Source organism: Cupriavidus sp. a3, assembly GCF_051015765.1.
Lineage (GTDB): Bacteria > Pseudomonadota > Gammaproteobacteria > Burkholderiales > Burkholderiaceae > Cupriavidus > Cupriavidus oxalaticus_A.
Genome location: NZ_CP170643.1, coordinates 1,632,288 through 1,653,847, shown reverse-complemented (window position 1 = coordinate 1,653,847; position 21,560 = coordinate 1,632,288). Strand labels below are relative to the sequence as shown.

General features: G+C 64.8%; 30 protein-coding genes. 9 read left to right on the top strand and 21 right to left on the bottom strand.

Translation table 11 applies throughout. The features are described 5' to 3' along the window. Window positions 1-3: 3 nt before the first annotated feature. The gene (locus ACAD63_RS08080; RefSeq protein ID WP_133096415.1) at window positions 4-435 is read right to left on the bottom strand and encodes a universal stress protein; all 432 of its coding nucleotides are present in this window, start codon (window positions 433-435) and stop codon (window positions 4-6) included. Window positions 436-577: 142 nt separating this feature from the next. Continuing rightward, window positions 578-1,573, bottom strand: coding sequence for a Bug family tripartite tricarboxylate transporter substrate binding protein (locus ACAD63_RS08075; protein WP_135705444.1), 996 nt, complete (start codon window positions 1,571-1,573; stop codon window positions 578-580). A 237-nt stretch (window positions 1,574-1,810) separates the two neighbouring features. On the opposite strand from ACAD63_RS08075, the gene ACAD63_RS08070 reads away from it, so the two are divergent. Then, the gene (locus tag ACAD63_RS08070) at window positions 1,811-2,134 is read left to right on the top strand and encodes a hypothetical protein (protein WP_133096417.1); all 324 of its coding nucleotides are present in this window, start codon (window positions 1,811-1,813) and stop codon (window positions 2,132-2,134) included. A gap of 67 nt (window positions 2,135-2,201) precedes the next feature. Here the strand turns inward: ACAD63_RS08070 and aceB are convergent, their stop codons facing one another. Both aceB and ACAD63_RS08060 read right to left on the bottom strand, forming a co-directional pair. Beyond that, window positions 2,202-3,788 (bottom strand): malate synthase A, encoded by a 1,587-nt coding sequence (gene aceB, locus ACAD63_RS08065; RefSeq protein WP_135705445.1) that lies wholly within the window; start codon window positions 3,786-3,788, stop codon window positions 2,202-2,204. A 51-nt stretch (window positions 3,789-3,839) separates the two neighbouring features. Beyond that, window positions 3,840-4,541, bottom strand: a complete 702-nt coding sequence (locus tag ACAD63_RS08060) for a haloacid dehalogenase type II (RefSeq protein ID WP_133096418.1) — start codon at window positions 4,539-4,541, stop codon at window positions 3,840-3,842. Between the two features lie 292 nt (window positions 4,542-4,833). Between ACAD63_RS08060 and ACAD63_RS08055 the strand changes: the two genes are divergently transcribed. Together ACAD63_RS08055 and ACAD63_RS08050 are read left to right on the top strand one after the other, a co-directional pair. Continuing rightward, the gene (locus tag ACAD63_RS08055) at window positions 4,834-5,784 is read left to right on the top strand and encodes a LysR family transcriptional regulator (protein ID WP_133096419.1); all 951 of its coding nucleotides are present in this window, start codon (window positions 4,834-4,836) and stop codon (window positions 5,782-5,784) included. Between the two features lie 180 nt (window positions 5,785-5,964). Beyond that, window positions 5,965-6,399 (top strand): universal stress protein, encoded by a 435-nt coding sequence (locus ACAD63_RS08050; protein WP_133096420.1) that lies wholly within the window; start codon window positions 5,965-5,967, stop codon window positions 6,397-6,399. 81 nt (window positions 6,400-6,480) lie between these two features. On the opposite strand, the gene ACAD63_RS08045 is transcribed toward ACAD63_RS08050, so the two are convergent. Continuing rightward, entirely contained in the window at window positions 6,481-7,242 is a 762-nt protein-coding gene (locus ACAD63_RS08045; RefSeq protein WP_135705446.1) for a M48 family metalloprotease, read from the bottom strand. Between the two features lie 283 nt (window positions 7,243-7,525). On the opposite strand from ACAD63_RS08045, the gene ACAD63_RS08040 reads away from it, so the two are divergent. Both ACAD63_RS08040 and ACAD63_RS08035 read left to right on the top strand, forming a co-directional pair. After that, window positions 7,526-7,864, top strand: coding sequence for a penicillin-binding protein (locus tag ACAD63_RS08040; RefSeq protein ID WP_133096422.1), 339 nt, complete (start codon window positions 7,526-7,528; stop codon window positions 7,862-7,864). Between the two features lie 207 nt (window positions 7,865-8,071). Further along, entirely contained in the window at window positions 8,072-8,362 is a 291-nt protein-coding gene (locus ACAD63_RS08035) for a DUF2471 family protein (protein WP_434033743.1), read from the top strand. Here the strand turns inward: ACAD63_RS08035 and ACAD63_RS08030 are convergent. Further along, the gene (locus tag ACAD63_RS08030; RefSeq protein ID WP_434033742.1) at window positions 8,355-8,606 is read right to left on the bottom strand and encodes a hypothetical protein; all 252 of its coding nucleotides are present in this window, start codon (window positions 8,604-8,606) and stop codon (window positions 8,355-8,357) included. The two genes, ACAD63_RS08035 and ACAD63_RS08030, sit on opposite strands and share 8 nt — an antisense overlap. A gap of 58 nt (window positions 8,607-8,664) precedes the next feature. Between ACAD63_RS08030 and ACAD63_RS08025 the strand changes: the two genes are divergently transcribed. Genes ACAD63_RS08025 through ACAD63_RS08015 form a run of 3 tightly spaced genes read left to right on the top strand, consistent with a single transcriptional unit; the run spans window position 8,665 to window position 9,518 of the window. Then, complete coding sequence (locus tag ACAD63_RS08025) at window positions 8,665-8,916, top strand: hypothetical protein (RefSeq protein ID WP_434033741.1); 252 nt, start codon at window positions 8,665-8,667, stop codon at window positions 8,914-8,916. A 30-nt stretch (window positions 8,917-8,946) separates the two neighbouring features. Next, a complete protein-coding gene (locus ACAD63_RS08020) occupies window positions 8,947-9,117 on the top strand; it encodes a hypothetical protein (RefSeq protein ID WP_434033740.1) in 171 nt (56 codons plus the stop codon). After that, window positions 9,117-9,518, top strand: coding sequence for a hypothetical protein (locus tag ACAD63_RS08015; RefSeq protein ID WP_434033739.1), 402 nt, complete (start codon window positions 9,117-9,119; stop codon window positions 9,516-9,518). The genes ACAD63_RS08020 and ACAD63_RS08015 overlap by 1 nt, the downstream gene beginning before the upstream one ends. A 12-nt stretch (window positions 9,519-9,530) precedes the next feature. On the opposite strand, the gene ACAD63_RS08010 is transcribed toward ACAD63_RS08015, so the two are convergent. The 4 genes from ACAD63_RS08010 to ACAD63_RS07995 form a co-directional block, all read right to left on the bottom strand. After that, the gene (locus ACAD63_RS08010) at window positions 9,531-9,836 is read right to left on the bottom strand and encodes a hypothetical protein (protein ID WP_434033738.1); all 306 of its coding nucleotides are present in this window, start codon (window positions 9,834-9,836) and stop codon (window positions 9,531-9,533) included. Window positions 9,837-9,949: 113 nt separating this feature from the next. Further along, the gene (locus ACAD63_RS08005; RefSeq protein WP_434033737.1) at window positions 9,950-10,363 is read right to left on the bottom strand and encodes a hypothetical protein; all 414 of its coding nucleotides are present in this window, start codon (window positions 10,361-10,363) and stop codon (window positions 9,950-9,952) included. Beyond that, window positions 10,360-10,848: a lysozyme gene (locus tag ACAD63_RS08000; RefSeq protein WP_434033736.1), complete on the bottom strand. Its 489-nt coding sequence runs from the start codon at window positions 10,846-10,848 to the stop codon at window positions 10,360-10,362. Before ACAD63_RS08000 ends, ACAD63_RS08005 begins: the two co-directional genes overlap by 4 nt. Next, on the bottom strand, window positions 10,845-11,081 hold the full coding sequence (locus ACAD63_RS07995; protein WP_434033735.1) for a hypothetical protein: 237 nt from the start codon (window positions 11,079-11,081) through the stop codon (window positions 10,845-10,847). Before ACAD63_RS07995 ends, ACAD63_RS08000 begins: the two co-directional genes overlap by 4 nt. Window positions 11,082-11,192: 111 nt before the next feature. Here ACAD63_RS07995 and ACAD63_RS07990 point away from each other — a divergent pair, with 111 nt between their 5' ends. Beyond that, window positions 11,193-11,552, top strand: coding sequence for a Rap1a/Tai family immunity protein (locus ACAD63_RS07990; RefSeq protein WP_434033734.1), 360 nt, complete (start codon window positions 11,193-11,195; stop codon window positions 11,550-11,552). Window positions 11,553-11,572: 20 nt separating this feature from the next. On the opposite strand, the gene ACAD63_RS07985 is transcribed toward ACAD63_RS07990, so the two are convergent. The 11 genes from ACAD63_RS07985 to ACAD63_RS07935 are packed head-to-tail and all read right to left on the bottom strand — an operon-like array spanning window position 11,573 to window position 21,557. Next, on the bottom strand, window positions 11,573-11,857 hold the full coding sequence (locus ACAD63_RS07985; protein WP_434033733.1) for a hypothetical protein: 285 nt from the start codon (window positions 11,855-11,857) through the stop codon (window positions 11,573-11,575). Then, window positions 11,854-13,245 carry a hypothetical protein gene (locus tag ACAD63_RS07980; RefSeq protein ID WP_434033732.1) on the bottom strand — a complete coding sequence of 464 codons (1,392 nt, stop codon included), beginning with the start codon at window positions 13,243-13,245 and terminating at the stop codon, window positions 11,854-11,856. Before ACAD63_RS07980 ends, ACAD63_RS07985 begins: the two co-directional genes overlap by 4 nt. Window positions 13,246-13,266: 21 nt before the next feature. After that, window positions 13,267-13,659, bottom strand: a complete 393-nt coding sequence (locus tag ACAD63_RS07975; protein ID WP_434033731.1) for a hypothetical protein — start codon at window positions 13,657-13,659, stop codon at window positions 13,267-13,269. Window positions 13,660-13,698: 39 nt separating this feature from the next. Continuing rightward, window positions 13,699-14,868 carry a phage head spike fiber domain-containing protein gene (locus ACAD63_RS07970; protein ID WP_434033730.1) on the bottom strand — a complete coding sequence of 390 codons (1,170 nt, stop codon included), beginning with the start codon at window positions 14,866-14,868 and terminating at the stop codon, window positions 13,699-13,701. Next, window positions 14,858-15,316: a hypothetical protein gene (locus ACAD63_RS07965; protein ID WP_434033729.1), complete on the bottom strand. Its 459-nt coding sequence runs from the start codon at window positions 15,314-15,316 to the stop codon at window positions 14,858-14,860. The genes ACAD63_RS07970 and ACAD63_RS07965 overlap by 11 nt, the downstream gene beginning before the upstream one ends. A 2-nt stretch (window positions 15,317-15,318) precedes the next feature. Next, window positions 15,319-16,065: a DUF4376 domain-containing protein gene (locus ACAD63_RS07960; RefSeq protein WP_434033728.1), complete on the bottom strand. Its 747-nt coding sequence runs from the start codon at window positions 16,063-16,065 to the stop codon at window positions 15,319-15,321. Window positions 16,066-16,074: 9 nt separating this feature from the next. Further along, window positions 16,075-16,725, bottom strand: coding sequence for a phage tail protein (locus tag ACAD63_RS07955; protein WP_434033727.1), 651 nt, complete (start codon window positions 16,723-16,725; stop codon window positions 16,075-16,077). A 15-nt stretch (window positions 16,726-16,740) separates the two neighbouring features. Further along, window positions 16,741-19,941 carry a phage tail protein gene (locus tag ACAD63_RS07950; protein WP_434033726.1) on the bottom strand — a complete coding sequence of 1,067 codons (3,201 nt, stop codon included), beginning with the start codon at window positions 19,939-19,941 and terminating at the stop codon, window positions 16,741-16,743. A 9-nt stretch (window positions 19,942-19,950) separates the two neighbouring features. After that, window positions 19,951-20,352: a DUF6950 family protein gene (locus tag ACAD63_RS07945; RefSeq protein ID WP_434033725.1), complete on the bottom strand. Its 402-nt coding sequence runs from the start codon at window positions 20,350-20,352 to the stop codon at window positions 19,951-19,953. Continuing rightward, on the bottom strand, window positions 20,353-20,904 hold the full coding sequence (locus ACAD63_RS07940) for a hypothetical protein (RefSeq protein WP_434033724.1): 552 nt from the start codon (window positions 20,902-20,904) through the stop codon (window positions 20,353-20,355). Next, window positions 20,901-21,557 (bottom strand): hypothetical protein, encoded by a 657-nt coding sequence (locus ACAD63_RS07935; protein ID WP_434033723.1) that lies wholly within the window; start codon window positions 21,555-21,557, stop codon window positions 20,901-20,903. Before ACAD63_RS07935 ends, ACAD63_RS07940 begins: the two co-directional genes overlap by 4 nt. Between the last annotated feature and the right edge of the window lie 3 nt (window positions 21,558-21,560).

Genomic DNA, 21,560 nt, shown 5'->3' with positions numbered 1-21,560 from the left:
AGCTCAGCGATAGACCAGCACGGGGATCCTGCAGTGGGTCAGCACCTTCTGCGTTTCGCTCCCGACCAGCAGCCCCTCCAGCCCGCGCCGTCCGTGCGACGCCATGAAGATCACGTCGCAGCCGTGCTTGGCGGCGGCATCGATGATGCCCTTGTACGGCACCGACGTGCTCATGTCGGTCTGGCAGGTCACGCCCGCCTCGGTGGCCGCCGCGACAACCTCGGCCAGCACCGCGCTGGCCCGCTCGGCCTCATGTTCCTCATACGCCTTTCGCCGCGGATGGCCGGCATCCCCCGAGGACAGGTAGGGATATTCCTCCATGCACGTATACGCCGTCAGCTTCGCGCCGCCCGCCTTGACGAAATTGATCGCGGCCGCCATGGCGACCTTGGAAAGCTCCGAGCCATCGGTGGCCAGCAAGATGTGCTTGAACACGATTCCCTCCATAGGCTGCTGATTCTTGATTGCCGCGGCATGGCGCCGCAACAAGTCCAGTATGGACAAGAAATCGCCTGGCGGCAGATCCCGGCGTTCAGCTCCGGCAGCGTTGACCGTCTCCGGGACCGGCCTGGCAGGCTCAATTCTCGATCTTGAAGCCGATGTCCTTGATAAATTGGCCCCAGCGCGCATGATCGGTCCGGATCTGCGCGGCAAATGCTTCCGGCGTGACCGCCTGCGCCGGCAGCACGCCAACGCCGGCCAGCCGCTTCTGGTACGCGGGATCGGCCAGCACCTTGCGCACGGCCTCCGAGACGGCATCGACCGTTGCCTTGGGCATGGCCTTGGGCCCGAACAGCGCAAAATATCCGCTAAGTTGCTCCATTTCCTGGAAACCGAGCTCACGGAATGTTGGAGCGCCGGGCGCCATGTCCGACCGCTCCGGCATGGTGGTCGCCAGCACCTTGGTCTTGCCGGCCTGGTACAGCGGCACGCCGGTGGTCAGGCCGTCGATCATCAGCGGCACCACGCCGCCCACCAGGTCCTGCGTGGCGGGCGCCGAGCCCTTGTACAGCACCGGCTCCAGGTTGGTGCCTGCCAGCCGGTTGAACAGCAGCGGGCCAAAGTGCGACGACGTGCCCGGGCCATAAGAGGCGGAATGGATCGGCTTGCCCGGGTTGGCCTTGGAATAGGCGATCAGTTCCTTCAGCGTGGAATACGGGGCGTCCTTGTTGGCGGCAAGCAGCACCGGGGCGCGGCCGAGTTCGGCCAGCGCAGTCAGGTCGGTCAGCGGATCGTAGGGCACGCGGTTGATATGCGCGCCCGAGGTGGCGGACGATCCCAGCGTCACCAGCAGTGTCTGGCCGTCGTTCCTGGCGCGGATCACGTCCTGCGTGGCGGGAACGGTGGCGCCGCCCGGCTTGTTCTCCACCACCACCGACTGGCCCGTCACGCGGCCAAGATAGTCGGCAAACAGCCGCGCCACCACGTCCGTACCGCCGCCGGGCGGATACGCCACCACCAGCCGGATCGGCCGCGCGGGCCACTGCTGCGCCATGGCGTACGGCGCCACGCCGGCGGTTGCGGCAACGGCTGCGGCAACGGCGGCGGTGCCCAGGAACTGTCGACGGTCCATATCTGAAGTCTCCGCTTTGATGTTGTGGTCCGCGCTGGCGGCGGGTACTTCATATTAGAGAGTGTTGCCGCGCGGGACATGCGGGGTTTTCCAGCATGACGCGGATCCGGATTGCGGCCGGCGGCTGGTCTGTCCCGGCGACTTCTTGCTACGCTGCTAGGTAAGCCGCCGCCCCTGCATGCCCACGCTGGTATGAACATTGCGCGCTATCTGCCCGGCACGGCCAAAGGAGTGATCATGCAAGAGCTGGCCTTCCGCACCCTGCTGTACCGCTACTTTTTCTTCAACTGGCTGTTCCGCGACGCCAGCCAGGGAAGCCGGGCCGAACGGGCCCACGCCTGGCATTTCAACAAGGCGCGTGCGCACTGGCTGCCGACGTATATGCGGCGCTGGCTGTGGTGCGGGGTCTTCTTCTATGCCGCGGGCAGCGTAGTGGAAGGCGTGCTGTGCGCGCCCGTGCTGTCGGCGCTGTTCTACGTGCCGGGCGCGCTCAGCGTGCCGGTCAATGTGGTCATCATGGTGGTCTGGATCGGGCTGAAGAGGCTGCCCGGGCCGCTGTAAAACGAAGACAAAAAAACCGCAGCCATCAGGCTGCGGTTCCTGGTCATGCCGGAGCAGTGCGCCCCGCTCAGACTTCTTCGTACAGCGGCAGCGTCAGGAACTCGGCGAAATCCTCCGATGTCGACATCTGCTCGAAGATCTCGGCAGCGCGGTCATAGGTCTTGGTGTCGCCACCGACCAGTTCCTTCACCTTGGCCAGTTCTTCCGGGATCAGCTTGCGCACCAGCTCGGCCGTGACCTTGGTGCCGTCTTCCAGCTTGCCCTTCGGCGAGCGGATCCACTGCCACACCTGCGAGCGCGAGATCTCGGCGGTGGCGGCGTCTTCCATCAGGTTGTGGATCGGCACGCAGCCGTTGCCGGCCAGCCAGGCGCCCAGGTAGTGGATGCCGACGTTGATGTTCATGCGCAGGCCGTGCTCGGTGATCGGCGTTTCCGGCTTGAAGTCGAGCAGGTCGGCGCCCTTCACCTGCACGTCCGGACGCTGCTTCTCGAACTGGTTCGGCTTGTCGCCCAGCACTGCCACGAATTCCTTCATGGCCGGCTCGACCAGGCCCGGGTGTGCCACCCAGCCGCCGTCGTAGCCGTCGGTGGCATCGCGGCGCTTGTCGCTGATGATGCCTTCCATGGCGATGGCGTTCTTCTCCGGATCGTTCTTGATCGGGATCAGCGCGCTCATGCCGCCGATGGCGGGGGCGCCGCGCGAGTGGCAGGTCTTCAGCAGCAGCAGCGCGTAGGCACGCATGAACGGCGCGGTCATGGTGACCTTGGCGCGGTCGGCCAGGCAGAAGTCCTTGTCGTTCTTGAACTTCTTGATGCACGAGAAGATGTAGTCCCAGCGGCCGGCGTTCAGGCCGGCGCTGTGCTCGCGCAGCTCATACAGGATTTCTTCCATCTCGAACGCGGCGAGGATGGTCTCGATCAGCACGGTGGCCTTGATGGTGCCTTGCGGCAGGCCGATTTCGTTCTGCGCCATCACGAAGATGTCGTTCCACAGGCGCGCTTCCCGATGGCTTTCCATCTTCGGCAGGTAGAAGAACGGGCCGGCGCCGCGCGCGATCTGTTCCTTGGCGTTGTGGAACAGGAACAGCGCGAAGTCGAAGATGCCGCCCGAGACGCGCTTGCCGTCGATGGTGACGTGCTTTTCGTCCAGGTGCCAGCCGCGCGGACGCACCTGCAGCGTGGCGATCTTGTCGTTCAGCTTGTATTGCTTGCCCTTCGATTCCAGGGTCAGCGTGCGGCGCACGGCGGCCTTCAGGTTGACCTGGCCCTGCAGCTGGTTGTGCCAGTTGGGGGTGTTGGAATCCTCGAAGTCGGTCATGTAGCTGTCAGCGCCCGAGTTGAAGGCGTTGATCACCATCTTGGCTTCGACCGGGCCGGTGATTTCCACGCGGCGGCATTCCAGCGCCTTGGGCACCGGCGCAACCTTCCAGTCGCCTTCGCGGATGCTCTTGGTTTCCGGCAGGAAATCAGGGACTTCGCCGGCGTCCAGGCGCTTGGCGCGCTCCACGCGCGCGGCCAGCAGTTCCTGACGGCGCGGCTCGAAGGCGCGGTGCAGCTTGTCTACCAGGGCCAGGGCTTCCGGCGTGAGGATATCTTCGTAGGCCGGCAGGATTTCGCCGGTAATCTTCATGCCCGCGGGCAGCGTGATAGCCATCAGTGTTCTCCTGTTAAACGATAGCGATAGCTTTGGTTGTTGGGCGCCCTGCTATGCCGCCACGCCATGGGCGCGGACGAATTCGAGCAGGTCGTTCATGTCGTGCCCGGTGCCGGAGGGGGCTACGTCGAGCCGCTCCGCCGGGTGGCCGGCACGGTTGATCCAGAAGGTGGTGTAGCCAAACCAGGTGGCGCCGCAGGCGTCCCAGCCGTTGGACGAGACGAACAGCATCTCCTGCGCGTCCAGCCCGAAGGCCAGCGGCCCCAGTGCATAGGCGGCGGGCGCGGTCTTGTACTGGCGCACCGCATCGACCGACAGCACGTGGTCGAACAGGCCATGCATGCCGGCACTCTTGACCGAGATGTCGAGCATCTCGGCATTGCCGTTGGACAGGATGCCCAGCGGCAGCCCCGCCTTGCGCAGGCGCTTGAGCGCACCCAGGTTTTCCGGGAAGGCCGACAGGCAGGCGTATTCCTTGAGCAGCTGGGCTTCCGTCGCTTCATCCAGCGCCAGACCCAGGCGCTCGGCGGCATAGCGCAGCGCGTCCACGGTGATGGCCCAGAACGGCTTGTAGTGCGCGCCGTCGTGCCCGGCCATGGTGCGGATGCGGGTGTAGTCGATCTGGCGGTCGCGCCACAGCAGCGCCAGCGCCTCGCCGCGGCCCGGGAACAGCTGTTCCGCGCGCGCGGTGACGGAATACACGTCGAACAGCGTGCCGTAGGCATCGAAGACGACTGCGCGGATCTTGTTCATGTGGGCGCTGGCAACCTGACTCTGCAAAGTGTGTCGGTGCCGGACCACAACTGCGTGGCCCTGTACACCGATGAATGCATCGCATTGTAGGGAGACGCTGCACTGCGGCAAAGGTGCCCCGGGTCACTTGATCTTTTACTTTTCGGCCACTAATCTTGGCTGACTAAAACGATACTCCGCACTAAATCCTTGCGCATTGGCCGCCGGCAGCACCCTGCAACGCATTGGGCGTGACCGGGCCGGCACAAAGCGCGCGAGTGCGTATTACTCGGGCACTACTCGGCGAACATTTGTGGACCATTTCAAACAGCTGGAGACTTTTGTATCCGTCGCCTCGCGCGGCAGCCTGTCGGCGGCAGCAGCGGCGGAAGGCGTGGCGCCGGCCATCATCGGGCGCCGCATCGATGCGCTGGAAGAGCGGCTGGGCGTCAAGTTGCTGGTACGTACCACGCGCAAGATCAGCCTGACCTTCGAAGGCTCGGCCTTCCTCGAGGACTGCCAGCGCATCCTGAACGACCTGCACAACGCCGAGGCCAGCGTTTCGGCCGGCGGCGTCAAGGCCAGCGGCCACCTGCGCGTGACAGCGCCGGCCGGCTATGGCCGCAAGCACGTGGCGCCGCTGGTGCCGCTGTTCATTGAATCGCACCCTGACGTATCGATCACGCTGGACCTGTCCGACCGCGTGGTCGACCTGGTCAATGAAGGCTTCGACTGCGCGATCCGGCTGGGCGACCTGCCCGACTCCAGCCTCGTTTCAATCCGGCTGGCCGAGACCCGGCGCGTGGTGGTGGCCTCGCCCGACTACCTGGCCCGCGCCGGCCGGCCCGGCACGCCGGACGAACTGCAGCGGCACAACTGCCTGGCCTTCGGCGCCAGCGCCAACGTGCAGCGCGGCTGGGTCTTCACCGAAGACGGGCGCTCGGTGACGGTCAAGGTGGGCGGCACCATGGAATGCACCGACGGCGCGGTGCTGCACGAGTGGTGCCTGCAGGGCAACGGCCTGGCGTGGCGGTCGTGGTGGGAAGTCGGCAACGAAATCGCCAGCGGCCGGCTGGTCACGGTGCTGGACGAGTTCCAGGCGCCGCCGATCGGCATCCATGCGGTGTTCCCGCAGCGCAAGCACCTGCCGCTGCGGGTGCGGCTGTTTATCGATCACCTGAAGAACACCTACGGCAACCCGGCTTACTGGCGACGGGCGGAGCAGGCGGCATCCATGCCGGCGGCAGCGGCGCTGGCAGGCTGACCGGCAGCGCAAGGCTCAGGCTGAGGCGCTTTTGTTGCAATTGATTTTGCACAATGCCGTACTCGGCACCCTGACTACAATGGATTCAGACAGGCGCTTTCACTGCCCCGGCATCGCCCCCCGGCGCCGGGCGGCCGCCCTGCCCCCTTCCCTATTCCCTAGTCAGAAAAGGAGCCCCGCATGTTCCAACACATCCTGCTACCCACCGACGGCTCGGAACTCTCCAAGAAAGCCATCAACGGCGGGCTGGAACTCGCCAAGGCCATCGGCGCGCGCGTCACGGCCTATGTCTGCCTGGAGGAGTATCCCTACACCCCGTTCAGCGAAATCGTGGTCGAGGCGCCGCAGGCCTTCAAGGACCGCATCGAGAACCAGGCCAAGCTCTACCTGAAGGAAGTCGAGAACCTGGCGAGCGCGGCCGGCGTCGTCTTCGACGCCGACATGTCGACTTTCGCGGTGCCCTACCTCGGCATCATTGACGCGGCCGAGCGCCATGGCTGCGACGTGATCTTCATGGCGTCGCATGGCCGGCGCGGGCTGTCCGGCCTGCTGCTCGGCAGCGAAACGCAGAAGGTGCTGACGCATACCGACATCCCGGTGATCGTGTATCGGTGACCCCCGGCCTGCTTCGGCAGAAGGCACAACGCCCGCACCGGGCTCCCCGGTGCGGGCGTTGTCATGGGTGCGGCCGGTAGCTTACGAAGCCTTGCGGATCCGCTCCTCCATATGCCTGGCGCGGTCATCCGAACCCGGGTGCGACGAGAACATGCTCGACTTGCCGCCATCGAGCCTGGCCAGCTTCTGGAACGCCGTCACCAGTCCGCGCGTGTTGGCCTTGTTTTTGGTCAGCAGGTCGAGCGAGTAGTCATCCGCCGCGCTTTCCTGCGACTGCGAGAACTGCGCGTTGACCAGCTTCTCGCCCAGTTCGCCCAGTTGCGACGACGACAGCGCGGCCACCGCGCCGTTGCCGGCCGACGCGGCCGCGCCACGCGCGGCGGTTGCCGTGTAGGCGACCTGCATGGCCTTTTTGGTGTGGCCCAGCGCGACATGGCCCAGCTCGTGGCCCAGCACGCCCCGCACTTCATCGTCGGTCATCATGTCCATCAGGCCGCTGTAGACGCGCACGCAGCCGTTGGCCATGGCCCAGGCGTTGACGTCCTTGGTCATGTACACCTTGGCGTTGACGTTGGGCACGTTGCTGCCGTTCAGGCCGCTCATGATCTTGGCCAGGCGCTTGCCGTAGGTGGTATTGGCGCCGGCGATCCTGTTGGTCTTGTCCGATTCGGCGCAGGCCTGGTCGGACAGGCTCTTGACGTCCGCGTCGCTCAGCGTCGCGGCCTTGGCCAGCGAGGAGCCGGCGGACACCATGCCGTCGATGTTGGTGGGCATGCCGCCGGAACAGCCGGCCAGCAGTGCGGCCGCGACGGCGCAGGTAGCGAGAGAGAATGATGCTTTCATGATGTTGTTCTTGGTGGAGGCTCAGAATGTGCCGACAAAGGCCCGGGCACTTTATGGCATCCACTTGCTGACGGCATCACCCAAATGCAATAAATCGTCAGATATAACAATTTATTGCATTTGGCACTGATTTCCGCCCCGGCACTCCGCGGCGCATCGACCGACCTCGGATGGAATCTTCGCCAAGGTCACCTAAGCTTGTGGGAGGGCGATCAGCGAGTGGAAATTCGCACCAAGTCGCAACGCGTACATTTTCGGTCGGGGGCAGACGGAAGGTGTGATCATGCGACTTTCACTCATAGCCTGCGTCGGCATCCTGGCGCTTTCGGCATGTGCCTCGACCTCCGATGACAGAGGCTCTTTTACGGTGATGACGCCGGCCAGCTTCGATCGCACCTTCACCGCGGCAGCGGGGGCAATGCATGACCAGGGGCTGGCGATCAGTCTCGCGGATCCGGTCAGGGGCGTGGTGGTCGGCAGCCTGGAAAGCCGGACGGTGATGGCGGGTGTGGACCAGCTGCCAGACGGCCACGTGCGGGTGACATTCGACAGCATGGGCGAAAACGATCCAGCGCTGATGGCGCGCATTTCTAGCAGCTACGATCACCGCATGGGGCGTTAAAAAAAAGCGCGCCGTCCCTGAGAGAGCAGGCAACACTCACATGGATTTTTCTTAATAAATTCAATGCGTTACCTCTCATTTCGCCCCCGAAATGAGGGGGAAAAACCGGCCAATACGTCCTATTAGAATCAAGAACTTACCGGACGTTTTGAACAACGTGGGCGTTCGCAGCTACACTGTATATACATACAGTAACCCCACCCAACCATGCCCTCGCTCGCAGCCGCAGAAACGTCCATCATCGAGGCCACGCCGGCCATCGTTGCCAAGCACCGCGCCGCCGGAATCCTCACCTGGAAGCTCATTCACCAGATCGAGGACGAGGTCATGCACGAGGTTGCCCAGTCGGGGAAGCATTCGTCCAACCTGCTCCGCATGCTCAAGTCATCGCCATTTCTGGGCTACCCGAAGGACGACACGCCAGCCGACTTCACGGGCAGCGAAGCGTTGCCGATCACCTTCAGCGTGATCCAGGACGCCTGGAATCGGGTCAACTGACCTCGACGCCATGGGCAACAGCAAGCTTGCCGCCGGCTGCCACATCCGGTCTGGCGATCGGGCCGACCCGCCCGCCTCTGCGGAGAACGGGATTCTCGGGCAGATCCATGGCCAGTACATAGCGGCCGCCATCGGGACGCTGGGCAGAGCCACGCGCGAGGCTCCAGACCACCATGAGGTGGTGGTCGAGGCCGGGCACGCCGGCACCGTCCGAGTTTTCATCGAGAAGAAGCGAGCCCGCCACGGTCGGTATTCTCACTACTTCTGGTCGGCCTACTGCGCTGAGCAAGCGAGATAGCGCCATGGCGGCTACCACCATTTTTCTCGAGGCCCACTACTTCGGCGAGGACAGCGAGGAGCTGCGGCTGCCGTGCGATGCGATCGCGGCAACGGCCGGCGGCCTGGTCGTGACCGGTTTGGAGACCAGGCACCTGCAGGCGCTGGCCTGGCAGCCGGACTACGTCTCCTACTGGTCGGACGGCCTGCTGGTGCGGCTCGCCGTCGGCGGCTGGACCGCGCTGGGCGACACCACCGTTCGTTTTTCGCTTCGCTGACGCGGCCGCCGGCGCCCAGGGCAGCTGTTCGTGGACAGCGTACCAGATGGCACCTGGCTGTACGGCCACGCGTTGGCGCTGGAATTGGAGGGTGTGGTGGGCAAGCGCGCCGGTTCGACGTATCAGGCTGGCGAGCGGTCGCGCGACTGGGCGAAGGTCAAGCGGCCGGGAGCCGTGCCGGCGGAGAGGTTTAAGCGATAATGATCGCCCCACCGATTCGCCCGGGCCCTGTCTATATGTCTAAGTTTTCCCGAGCTCGCCAGCTTGCATTTTTAGTGTCCATTGTGTTGGCAGCAGGATGCTCTTATACGGCGGTGCCAACTCAAATGGCTGCAAATTCAGATGTCGGTAGTACCGGAGACATCCGCTATACGCATGAGCCGCTTGGCAATGCGAAGCACCTTCTGACAGTGACTGCATCGCCTGGGCTCATGGAAACGGAAAGCTCCATTGCGCAGCGCATCCATGTATTTGCAACAAAATTCGCGGCGAAGGTTTGCCATGCCGGCTTCGATTTCGTTCACGACCCAAATCTCAGCCAGCCTACTGCCGGCGGTTTTATGAAGCGCACGCGGTCGTACGTGTTCACCTGCAAGCAGTAGGCGAGCCCACCACTACCGCCGTCGAGCGCGCACCTCGTTCTCCAACTCCGCCAACCGCTTTCCCTGCTCCGCGACTCGCTCATCGCGCCACGCGAAGTCCCTCCGGGCGTCGGCGCCGGTGTAGCGGTCCCCCTCCATCCGCTCGATTGTCTTCTTCATGGCCACCATCTCGGTTTTGATCTCGATCAGCGCCGCATTCGTGGCCTCGCGCTGGCCGAAGTAGGCCGACAAGGCAGCCACCAGCGCCACCAGCAGCCCCCAGAATGGGAGCGTCGGCCGCTCCATCCTCACCGCGACGTGGCTATCGCTCTGCTGCATAGCAGCCCTCCCTGGCTTCGATTGCGGCGTCCAGAGCGACCGCGTCGCGCCGGGACTTGTGGTATTGCTCGGCTGCGCCAATGTAGGCCACCTCCAGCGCGCCCATGGTGTTGTCACGGGGCACCGGCAGCTTTGCGGGCGGGATTGTCCGCAGCGCCTTGGGGATCGGCTGGCACTCGGCCCTCTGCGGCGGCAATGATGCGGGACATGCCGTCAGCAGGAATGCGGCACTCGCGATACACAGGTACTTGAACAATTTGAGCCTCCGATTGTTCTCTGATGGTGCGGTAAATGGTCGTGATCTTCTCGCGGTCCTCCTGCTTGGCCACGAGCACGTCCTGGTCCTTGGCGACGACCTGCTTGTTCAGGCGCGCGATCTCCTTGTCGCGCTTGTCGATCGCGTCCTTTAGTGCTGCCTGGCCGGCCCGAAAGCCGGCGGCGTGCACACTCGCCCGCCATGCCGCGGCGCCGCCGGCCAGCACCAGCAGCATGCCGATGACGATGGCGGCCTTTGTGGGAGGGTTCATGAGGACTGCTCCAATCGGCCTTCACACATTGCGCGCTCGGACGCCCGCCGCTTGACCAGTCCCGGCAGCTCGCGGCCGCCGGCGTAGGTCCAGCGCGAGAACTCCGCGCACGCGCCCGCGTAGTCGCCGGCGTTGAACTTGCGCGCCATGGTCGACCGGCAGTAGGCCGCCACCCCCGTGTTGAAGGCGAAGCTGGTGGCAGCGGCCAGCCGGTATGTCTGCCCCTTCAGGACCGGAGTGCAGGCAAGGACGCCGTCGGCATGCTCGACCAGGTCCGCGTCTAGAAGCACCGTGCACTCGGCCGGCGAGTACGGCCGGCCCAGCACCGCCGTCTTCGTATGGCCGGCGCAGGCAGTGACGATGCCGATCGGATCCTTGTAGCCGCGCAGGATCACGCCTTCGAACTTCGGGACTGTGGTGAGCAGCAAGGCGGCCGCACCGGCGCCTACAGTCGCCTGCAGAGTCCGCTTCGACCCGGTCCTCATTCGGCTGCCCCCTTGCTCGCGTCGATCATGTCCTTCAGGGCCGGCTGGGCGACGATGCGCGAGAACGCCGCAGCGAACGCCACCAGTGCCGCGGCGATCGCGGCCATAGCCGGCTTGCCGGTCAGGTACAGTTCGGCGCCGGCCTCCAGGCTGGACAGCAGGCCCGCCAGTAGCGACAGGCGCACGCTCCACAGCCGCGGGAATTGCTTCTTGGCCTCTTCGATGAGTTCCATGTGAACCTCCGGGAATGAAAAAGGCCCGCGCGCGGCGGGCCTAGTGGTATGTTTGGCCATCATGGACGACTAGGTTGGTCCTTGAACCAAATGGCCGTGAGGAGAGGTGCTATGAGGGACACCCTGTTTGCGATGGCTCTAATGCTGTGCCTGAATCTGGCACAAGCGCAGGAGACGACTGCCGCGCAACTCGCAAAGGAATGCTCGTCAGACCCGTCTACTGCTAAGACCGCCGAAGAACTGGTCGGGCTTTTCAGGTGCATAGGCTATGTCAGCGGCGTTCTTGACACCCATGCAGTCATGGTCGGTGTCTATCGGAGCCAAAAGGCTTTTTGTGCGCCTGCAGATGGCGTTAGCCACGAATCAGCGATTCTGGCGTTGCTCCAATGGCTAAACCGTAAGCCCACTAGAGGCGACATGTCCGCGCGCTCAGCCGTGTTGCTTGCACTAAGGGAGCGGTTCCCGTGCTGACATCCTTACGACGGCTTTACCTACCTATTGGAAGCGGAAAGCCTGAATGAGCGCTGATCAGTGCGACCCTGGCTCGTCGTGATCTGGCAGGCCACGGTGTAGACCTGCCCAGCCGTGCCGCCAGCCAGCCAGAACGTGACCTTGCCGTCTGCTGCCATGGTGTTCTTGCCTGGCGGGTTCAGCGTCAGGCCATCGTCTACCTCGATCACCGGCGTGCCCGTGATCGTCTCGCCCTCGGCCAGCCACGCCGACCAGTCGACCTGGTAATCCAGCGTGGCCGCCGGGTCTTTCGCTGGGATGCTCATGCGGGTATCTCCACGGTTCTGTGTTCCTTGGCCACGGCCAGCCGGCGGGATTCCGCCGGGATGGCGCTTGCTCGAATATCGGCAGGCACGGCAAGTGCGCGCTGCTCTGCCGCTACCAGCAGCACCCGCGTCTCGGCGGCGACCACGATGCGCACCGGCTCGTGCGGCGTCGAGTCGTCCGGCACGGCGCCGGTGATCTGCGCTGTGACGCCGCCCAGCCCGCGGGCGATGCCGCCGGCGAATGTCTGGGCAGCCACGATTGAGGCAATCGTGTTTCCCAACTGCGTGGCGATCTGGCCGGCGATGCCGTCGACAGCCGTGCCGGTGAACGCAGCAGCGACAGGCCCGAGGCCTGCAGCGACAGTGCCGGTGTGCGCCTGGCCACCAGTCGCCGACATGCTCGCGCCGCCAACGGTGCCGCTGATGGCGCCGGCGAAGGCCTGGCCGCCAGATGCGGCAGCCGTCGCCGCGCCGAGCGTCTGGCTCAGCGTGCCGGAAAAGGCCTGCGCGCCGCTCGCCGCCGCAGTGAGAGCGCCGAGCGTGCGCGAGACCGTGCCGCTGAACTGCTGAGCGCCGGCGATCGATGCCGTCGCGCTGCCCAGCGTCGCGGCGATCGTGCCGGTATTTCCCGCCGCCAACGGCGTGTAGGTGATCCGGATCTGGCCGATCGTGCCCGCGCTGCCTGGGCCACCACCGTTGCCGTTACCGCCGCCACCGCCGCCACCAGGCGCCCCGCCAGCGCCGCCCGTGCGGGTTGAGTGGCTGTCACCAGCACCGCCGCCACCGCCACCGCCTTCGGTGTTTGCCGTGCCCGCCCCGCCGCCCGTCGTGCCGCCGGAACCGCCCGCCCCTCCGGAGCCGTTGTTACCGGCCCCGCCCGCTCCGCCCGACGCGCCCGATCCGTTGCTACCAGCGACACCATCGCCATCCTTGCCGGCCGCGCCTCCACCACCGCCAGCAGCCGTGCCGGCGGCGGAGTTGCCGCCCTTGCCGCCAGAGAACTTCGACGTTCCAACGCCAGACGCTGCCGCGCCGCCGTTGCCGCCGGTATAGCCGCTGTTGCCACTGAGGCCCCCTCCACCACCCTTGGCCAAAACGGTGCCAGTCGAGCCGAACCACGTGTCGCCGCCAGTTCCGCCCGCGGTGGGTGCCGTGGTGCCCGCAGTGCCGGCGGCGCCGATCTGGTACGAAACCGTGCTGCCGGCTGGGTTGAAGTTGGTGATCTTCGAATAGGCACCACCTCCGCCGCCGCCACCGGAACCAGACGAAGAAGCGCTGGCACCGCCGCCGCCCCCACTCGCGCCCCAACACTCGATGGTGTTGTCGTCTGGATTCCAGTCGGCCGGCTTGTCCCAGCTCGTGCCAGTTGTGAGGACAATCGTCGTCACGGCCGTCCTCCGCTGTGGTGGTTACGCGTTCGCTTCGGTCAGCGTGGCCGAGGTGATGCTCACGGCAGCGCCGGCCGAGATGGCCACCGAGTTCATGTTCAGGTCAGCACCGCTGGTGCCGACGTCCATGTCGAGCACGTGCGTGCCGCCGGACGTCACCAGCCGCGCCCAGGTAGCCGTGCCGGAGGCATCGGCCGCCGAGTCCGACGTGATCGCGTTCAGCGTCAGCACACCGCCGGACGCCGCCGGCGCAAACGTCGCGCCACAGGTCAGTTCGGCCAGCAGCGTGGTCGCCGTGCCGCCAGTCGCTGGCCGGCTGCCGGAATACAGCCGCAGCTTCGCGTTAGCGCCTGCGGCCGCGGTAATCGCATCGAGGCGCGCATTGCGCAGTGCGGTGGACATGCCAATGGTCATGGTCTGCTCCAGAAACGAATAGCCGCCAGGAGGCGGCGGTCAGGCGGTGATGGCCTGCAGCTCGGCGTTGGAGAGCTTTCGAGGGTAGTAGCGAATGGATCGAAGCCATCCGTTGATCTGGCCAGTTGTTCCCACCGCCCCAACACGCATTTGGTTGACGACCGGGATACCAGATGCAATCGATAACACCGACCCGCCGTTCATACATGCGGTGTGGGTTCCCTGTCCGTATGTCAGCGCCACTTTGACCTGTTCACCGGCATAGCTGCTCGACAGACCAAGACTCGCCACCACACCCGCTGTCGTGACCCGCGACTGCAGTATGCTGCTCGACTGCCGGGACACACCGATCATGTTGTTCGTCGTCCCGTCTGTCACGCCAAACGAGTACTTCGCACCAGGCTGATAGCCTTCCGCGTCGACAACGAAAGTACCCTCGGTTGCGTTGAATCCGAAAGCATCGAGGTTGCTGATTAGCCCCAAGTCCGCCGACCGCGCAACGGCGGCCGTCGTGGTCGGGATGTGGCTGGTTGGAAACGCCCCCGCCTCCAACTGCGCTCCCCATACGTAGATGCCAGAGGCACCGTCCCCCGTATAGGTTGAGGTCCCCATTGTTTGCACGGCGTATGCGCTTGGTGCCAGGGATGTGCCTGACGCGGTCGTGGTGACCGTGGTCGCAACCCACCACCACCCATTGCCAACATCGCGCACCACAGTACGACTGGCATCCGTTGCAGTGAACGCACCGGTCAAGAGGTTGATGTAGACGGTGTTTGATGCGACCTGGTTGCCGAAGTTTCCAAGCTGAACCTGCGCGACCGTGCGCTCGGCGGCCTTCACGAATACCGAGTACGTGTAAGTCGTGGACACCGACACGGTAACGTTGCGCACCACGGCATGAATGCCTGTGGACGTGTCCTCGACAATCTTGTCCGCCGAAGAAGTTCCATCCGGCGAAAGCGCGGCATTTCCTGTAACTGAGCAGCCTGTTTTAGGCCAGGACGCATCAGGGAAGTTGGCCGAATGCGTGAGCAGGTTGGTCCGCGCCTCCTCCACCAGCATCCCCCGCGGCTGCAGCGTCACCGGGTCGTAGTCGTAGCGTGGCACGTTGTTCCCGTCCTGCACCAGGATGCCCGACGCGTTGCAGCGCCAGGCAGCGCTGGCGCGCGTGAACGTGATCAGTTCGGCAAAGGGAACGTTACCCAGCATGCTTTACTCCGGAGGTGACTCCGCCCATAGGCGGCTGTCTGGTGAGCACCGAGGCAAGCGTTGCGGGATCGTAGCGCCACGGATCCCGATAGCCCAGCGCGGCAGCAACTGCCTCCGAGCAAAACCACGCTCGCCGCGCGCCGGCGATCGGTCGCCACAGGAAGCCGAGGTTGCCGAGCAGGTCGTAGGGCCGGCCCGCTTGGCCAATGAACCACGCCAGCGCTGCCGACTCATCAGCCCCAGACAGGTCGATGACATCCCACCGGTCGGCGCTGAACTCGATGGCCTTGAAGCGCACGCCACCGTCCATGTAGGAGGCTGAGGCTGCCATGCCATCGGAGAAGATCAGCTCGCAGTGGGAATACGGCGATCGACACCACCAGCGCACGAGTCGGTTGTAGAGGCCGGCGATGCCGGGCCGCGTGCCACGATAGAACGCCGCGCGCATCGTCACTCCCAGCTGATGGCCTGCACCTGCTCGATCGTAGTTGCTGCAGCGAGCTGCACCTTCAGCGCCTGCGCGTGCGCGAAATTCGCATTGCCGGCCGCAACCATGCTGGCGTAGAACGCCTTCCAGTCGTTCAGCGTGGCAATCGGCGCATAGCTGTTGTCGACGGCCTTCCACGCGCCCGGCCAGTCCGTTGGCAGCGCACCGAACAGCACCACGTAGCCGTTGACGCCGTCGATGTCGCTGCGGCTCAGCTCGTCGCAGGCGAATGCCTTGCCGGCATGCACGAACGTGCCGCGGTTGGCCGCCAACCGCGCAGCGTTGATCTCGGCGTTCTTCCCGGAGCGTACGGCAGCGAGCAGATCCTCCACCAGGCCGTCGTCCAGCACCCATTCGTCGGCTACCCACTTGTGCGCCGGCGACGGGCGCGGCTCGTCGGTCAGAAAAGCCGGCAGATCGCCGATGCCGGCATACTCGTCGCCGAGCATGAAGACCGAGCCATCGCTGGTCCGGAACAGCGGCACGGCGCGATAGTCCGGGACGAGAGTCCAGGCGCCTTCCGGCCAGTTCTGCGGCGCCGTTCCGTCCGGGCGCCGATAAACGCGCACGCGCCCCGCTTCATCTGCCGGCGGCACGGTCGGCGTGGCATAGCCGGAGACGATGGGGTTCTCCGGTTCCAGCGGATTCTCGTCGGCAACGCCAACGCTCAGAAACTCGCCGGTGAGCGGGTGGTAGTTGAAGATTTCCATGCCGGCTCCTCAGTATTTGATGACGGCCATCAGGGCCATGTTTCGCGGGCGCGTTTCGGCGCCGCCGGTGGACGTGGTCGACATGAAGCCCTGGCTGATACCGTTGGTCGCGATCTGGAGACCGGTCACAGCACCGCCGCCGGCGACCACAGATTGCGTGGTGTGCAAATGGCTCTTCAGGTCTTCTAGCTGCCCGGAACCGATCACGCGGCCCGCATCCACCCCTCGCCCGTCGTCCCACACCCGGATGAACTCGCCGCGCAGTTCGGGCAGGTTGAAGGTGGTGGACCCATCGCCAGACCCATACCCCGTACCCAGCACGGCGAACAGGTCCGCATAGGTTGTTCGCGAGACCGCGCCGCCGTTGGCCTTCAGAAAACCAGCAGGTACGGAACTGACGGCGTGGTACACCACGGTGCCGGGCATGATGTGCCCGAAGTTCTGCACACCGAGCAGGCCGATCGTTACCCACGCCGTATTGGCGCCGTTGCGCATCTTCAGCAGGCCGGCGTTGGTGTCGGCCCAGAACATGTAGGCAAAGGTCGTCGTCGGCGCCGCTGCGCCAGAGTTGTTCGAGACGAGCGCACCCAGTGCCAAATTCAGGTCGGCGCGGAAGGCCGCGCCTGCCTGGTTGGCAATGTCCATGTCGTGTTGGGACATGCTTTCCTCTCTGGTTTAGTAGCTGATCGCATCCCAGTCGAACCGGCGTGAGACCGGCGCGCTGGCGCTGTTGAAGAAGGTGACCGAGAAGCCGGACACGGACTTGCTGCTGACCACGAAGTAGTCGCCCTGTGCCATGTTCTGCGCAGTAATCCCGAGCACTGGCAGCGCCCGAAACGGTTTCGAGAAGGTGATCGCCGTCGCGCCCGCGGGAGACACGATGTCCCTCCCGGACTCGCGCCGATCCGGCATGTCGACGTTCACAGACAGGCCGGTCACGATCACGTTGTGCGTGGCCGATCCGCTCTCCAGCACCACCTTCCACTGGAAGGCGCGCGCCTCGTAGTCACCCATCGAGAAGCGCTGCCAGGCCGACCACGTAGGCGAGCCAGCCGGATCGTCCGGCGTGGTGCGCACGTACAGGGAGACGGCGGTGTCGTTGATCCGATCGCCATCAATCGACGCCCAGCTGTCGATCAGGTCGTACCGGAAGTCGATCAGGTCGCCGGTGTCGAACGACAGCGCATCAATGGTCGCAGTTAGGCGCGACTTCTCTACCGTGCCGAGATCGAGCGAGCCTGCAAAGACGTACTCGCCGCTACTGACGATGCCGCCAAGCGAGTCGATCAGCCCCCACCCACCCGACCCAACCACTTCATCGATCAGTCCGAGCGTGTTGATGGCCGGCTGCGTGTCCCACAGCCCGCTGGCGTCACTCATCCCCTGATCGTCTATCAGGCCAGCCCCGGTCAGCTTGATGCCATTGAGCGCCGGGTCGTAGATCACGTTCGTCTTGGCGCCGGCGAACGTGGGCTGCTCCTGCACCGTGGCCACCACGTTCAGTGCCAGCAGCGATGGCGCCGTGGTAACCACCATTGCCGCCGCCGGCGACTCGTGGCCAGTGGAGTCGATCCACTTCGCCAGATAGACGCCTTCCAGCAGCGGCAACTGCGCCGAGTTGGCCGCGCCGGAGATGTACCCGCCGATGTCGATGGCACTCCCCCAGCTCGGCTGCACCAAATCGGTGGTGTGACGGATCCGCGCCTGCCCGCCGTTCCTAACGTCCAGATCGGTCGCCGCGTCCCATGTCAGGTTGGCGAACCCGTTCAGCACCGTCATGGACAGACCGGTGAGGTTGGACGGCGCCGCCAGCTTGCCGGTCACCACGTGCAGCGGCGAATACGTCCACGCGCTGCTGCGCACGCCGATGGCCGAGACGAAGCGGCCGCGCACGACATAGGCGGCGCCATCCTCCACCGGCGAAAGGTACCGGCCCGTCGTCTCAGCGGTGAGCGACGGCATCGACGACCACACCGCACTGTCGGCGCGCTTGTACTCCATCTCGACGCGGCCAGTCTGGGACAGCGCCAGATCTTGCGCCCCTGGCCATGAAATCAGCATCCGAGACATGACCACGCCGCTTGAGCTCAGGATCAGCTGGTCCTCTCCCGAGGCCAGGCTGATCTGGCCCAGCGACTCCACGACGAACGGGTTGGGCAGGTTCGTGTCCGGCGCTGGGTCTACTACCGTAGCGTTGCCAAGGTTCCAGTCGTAGACGGCCGCCGCTTCCTCGTTCAGGACCAGGTCGACACCGCCATCGGCGCTCATGCGCCAGTCCATCACCCGGAACACCTTGTCGGTCCAGCCGAACTTCGCCAGCGACAGCTTGACCGTGCTGTATGCGGTCAGCTGCAGAGCGGTCAGCTTGGCCGGGAACTCGACGACGATGCTCTGCCGCGACCGTTCCAGGATGATCTTGGCGATGCGCTGCGCCATGATCGTGTTGGTGGTGAAAGGCAGCTCGATGTCGCGCTCGATCACCTCGCCGTCGTTGGCGGCATAGGTGGCGTTGCGCATCGCGGGGAAGTCGCCCGGCTGCCAGAACTTGCCGGGGTCGACATATGTGCCCTTGACCACGTTGAACAGGTCTTTGCGGGACGTGCGCGGCTGCACCTTCACCGGCCCGCGCAGGTCCGATTCCGTCAGCGTGACCGTCGGGACATCGTAGGCGCCTGCAAACACGCGGAATACGCCGCCGGCTATCACCGCCACGCCGGCGCCAGCTGTGACCATCTCGGCGAGGTTGTCGCGCGGCGACTTGTCGGACATTACGATGCCGTCGCATAGATAACGCTCCTGCCACACCGCCGTGTCAGTCTGCACCGGCTCGTCGCTGATGTTTGCCGCGGCGATCACTGAGGCGACGTCGATGTCGGCATCGGTGCAGCCGATGCCGCGCTCGTCCCTCAGGTAGTCGTAGACGCACAGCGCCCAGTTGTGCGACCAGTAGGTGCCGCCGGTGCGCGGGTCGTACAGGCGCTTCCCGCGAACCACCGCCTTGACGTTAGGCAAGCCGTTCGGGAAAAGATCCGCGTCATACTCCAACCGCAGATAGACGTAGCAGACGCCGCTGAGGCGGTGATCCCACGTCCAGCCTGGCACCTCGGAGACGAGGTCGCCGTCAGCAGTCTGATCGGGCCGGCCAAGGTGCTTCTTGACCCTGACCAGCGCCTTGTACCTCGGCGCCTCGTAGGTGATCACGATAACCCGCGTATCGGGCTGAACTTCTCGCACCGTGACGGTCTTAGAGCCCGGCGACCAGTCAACCGTGTATGGGAAATCCTGCACATAGGCCATGCCCGCGGTATAGCCGGCAGCCGAAACGACGCGGAGAACGGTCTCGTCCAAGTCATATGTGACCTGAGATTGTCCGCCAGGGATCGACTTTGAATGGGTGGTGGCCACACCAGATGTCTTGACGAACTTTCCACCAACCGGGATACCCGTGTCCTCGTGCAATTGCCCGACTGGATCCTCACCGAGATACACCTCCTCGATCGCATCGCACTCATGGTCAGCCAGAGCGACCACCAGGTGCATGTATTGATTCTTCTTGCCGTCGCTGCGGTCAGTGCTGGCCGCGAAGATCAGCGGGCCCGAGGTCATCGCCCGGCCGTAGATGATGTTGCGCGGCTGGATGTTGGAGCGAACGATCTGCGTACGGCCCTGTGCCTCGGCGGCGAAGCCGTTCTGGGTGCGCGGCTTGAAGACGGCGCCCATGAGAGAGCCAACCGCGAAAGAAATCCCGAGAGCGACGACCGCGTATGCGACACCGTATGCAATCGTCGCCGAAGCGACGGCGATGGTGCCCGCTGCTACGCCGCCTGCTACTGAGAAGGCTGCTGAGGCTAGTGCCGCTGCGGCTGCTGCCGGCATATTTCTCTCCTATACCTTCCAGGCCGCCTTCGCCTGCTTCATTTCCATGAACTCAATGCCGGCCTGCCCCTGCGCGGCAATCAATCCGCCCAGGCAAAGCGCCAGCGCCTGGCCGTGCGGCGTGTCGATCAGCACCACGTCGCCGCGACCGGCCAGCGCCGGCGGCATCGCCTGGCCGAGAACCAGCGCGGCGATTCCATCCACGCCGCCGTTGTCACAAAGCACGCGCCGTGCACCCTTCTCGCTGCTGTACAGGCCGCGCCAGCGCGCGCCAGGATCGGTGCCGGTCATCGCTTCGATGGCATCGCAGACGAAGAGACAGCAGTCCGAATTGCCCCATGAAAAAGCCCGCTCACGGCGGGCTTCGATGAACTCGGCAAGCCGAGTCGGCCAGTCTTCCAAACGCTGCATCTACCTTCCCCACTGAAGCTGACGCTCTACCATCTGAGGCACGAACTCGAAGCCGCGATCGCCCGGGTACCGGCTCTGCTGGTCCTCGTTGTTGTAGCGGCGCACCCTCGCGCGGTCCCACGCGACCATCTTCGATTCGGCCGACACCGTGATAGACGCGGTCTCGCCGACATCGATCGTTGGCACGTCCATGCGACCCGAGAACAATGGAATCGGCGCAAAGCCGAGCTGGAGATCCCATCGCAACGGTGCAAACCAGATGCGGCAGGGCCTGCCCTGATACTGCTCGGCCAGCATGATTGCCACGTACTCGCTCGGCACGCCGCTGAGCGTCAAGCGAACGCCCGTAGCCTCCAGGCTCGCCTGCTCCTGAATCGGCTCGATGCTGCCCAGCGCACCGAGCCCGAGCCAGGTCGCACCGTTCCAGTCCATGTTGTAGCCAGCGCTACAGACCCGCAGCGGTTGCGAGAAGTCGAGTTGCACGAAAAAGACGTAGGGAACGTGGTCCGCGGTGATCAGCGAGACGTTGCCGCCATCCAGCGCGCGCGTCATGTCAGCACCTCGATGAAGTCGACCGAAAAGGCCTCATGCCGGAACGCTGGCGTGCTCACAAACTCCCACACGTCGCTGGCAAGCCTCATGAATGCTTTGGGCTTGTCCAGCTTGATCACGGAGAGGTCAGCCGGTGCCTTGCGGAAGGACGGGGCAATCGGCACCAGTGCGGTACCGTTCGCGTCACTGACCACGTCCGCCGTCACCATCTTCAATTCGCCGCCAGCCTCCAGATACTCGCCAGCGCGCAGCACCAGCGTGCTGGCCGGCCAGTACTTCGACGGCAGGTAGTTGAAGTCGATCAACGCCCCATTGACCACTGGAGCGACGTCGATCTGGTACGACTGGGACAGGAAGTTGAGCACCATCGTGGCGTCGACCGGCGCTGCGGCGATGTCCGCAATCGACGACCCATGCGGCCACAGGTACACACGGCCGGCCATACCGTTCAATGCAGCCAGGAAACCCTGCAGCTTTCGCTGCTGCTGCAGGCTCATGGTGGTGAAGGTCAGGCGCGCCTTCCACAGGGCGCCCGGCCTCTCCACGGTCTGCATGGCCCGATTCAGCGGGGACGTGAAGCTCTCCGTGTTGGACTGCAGCCCGAACATGGCGCTCGCCGGCAGGATGTCGTCAGGGAACGTCAGGGTTGCCATGGC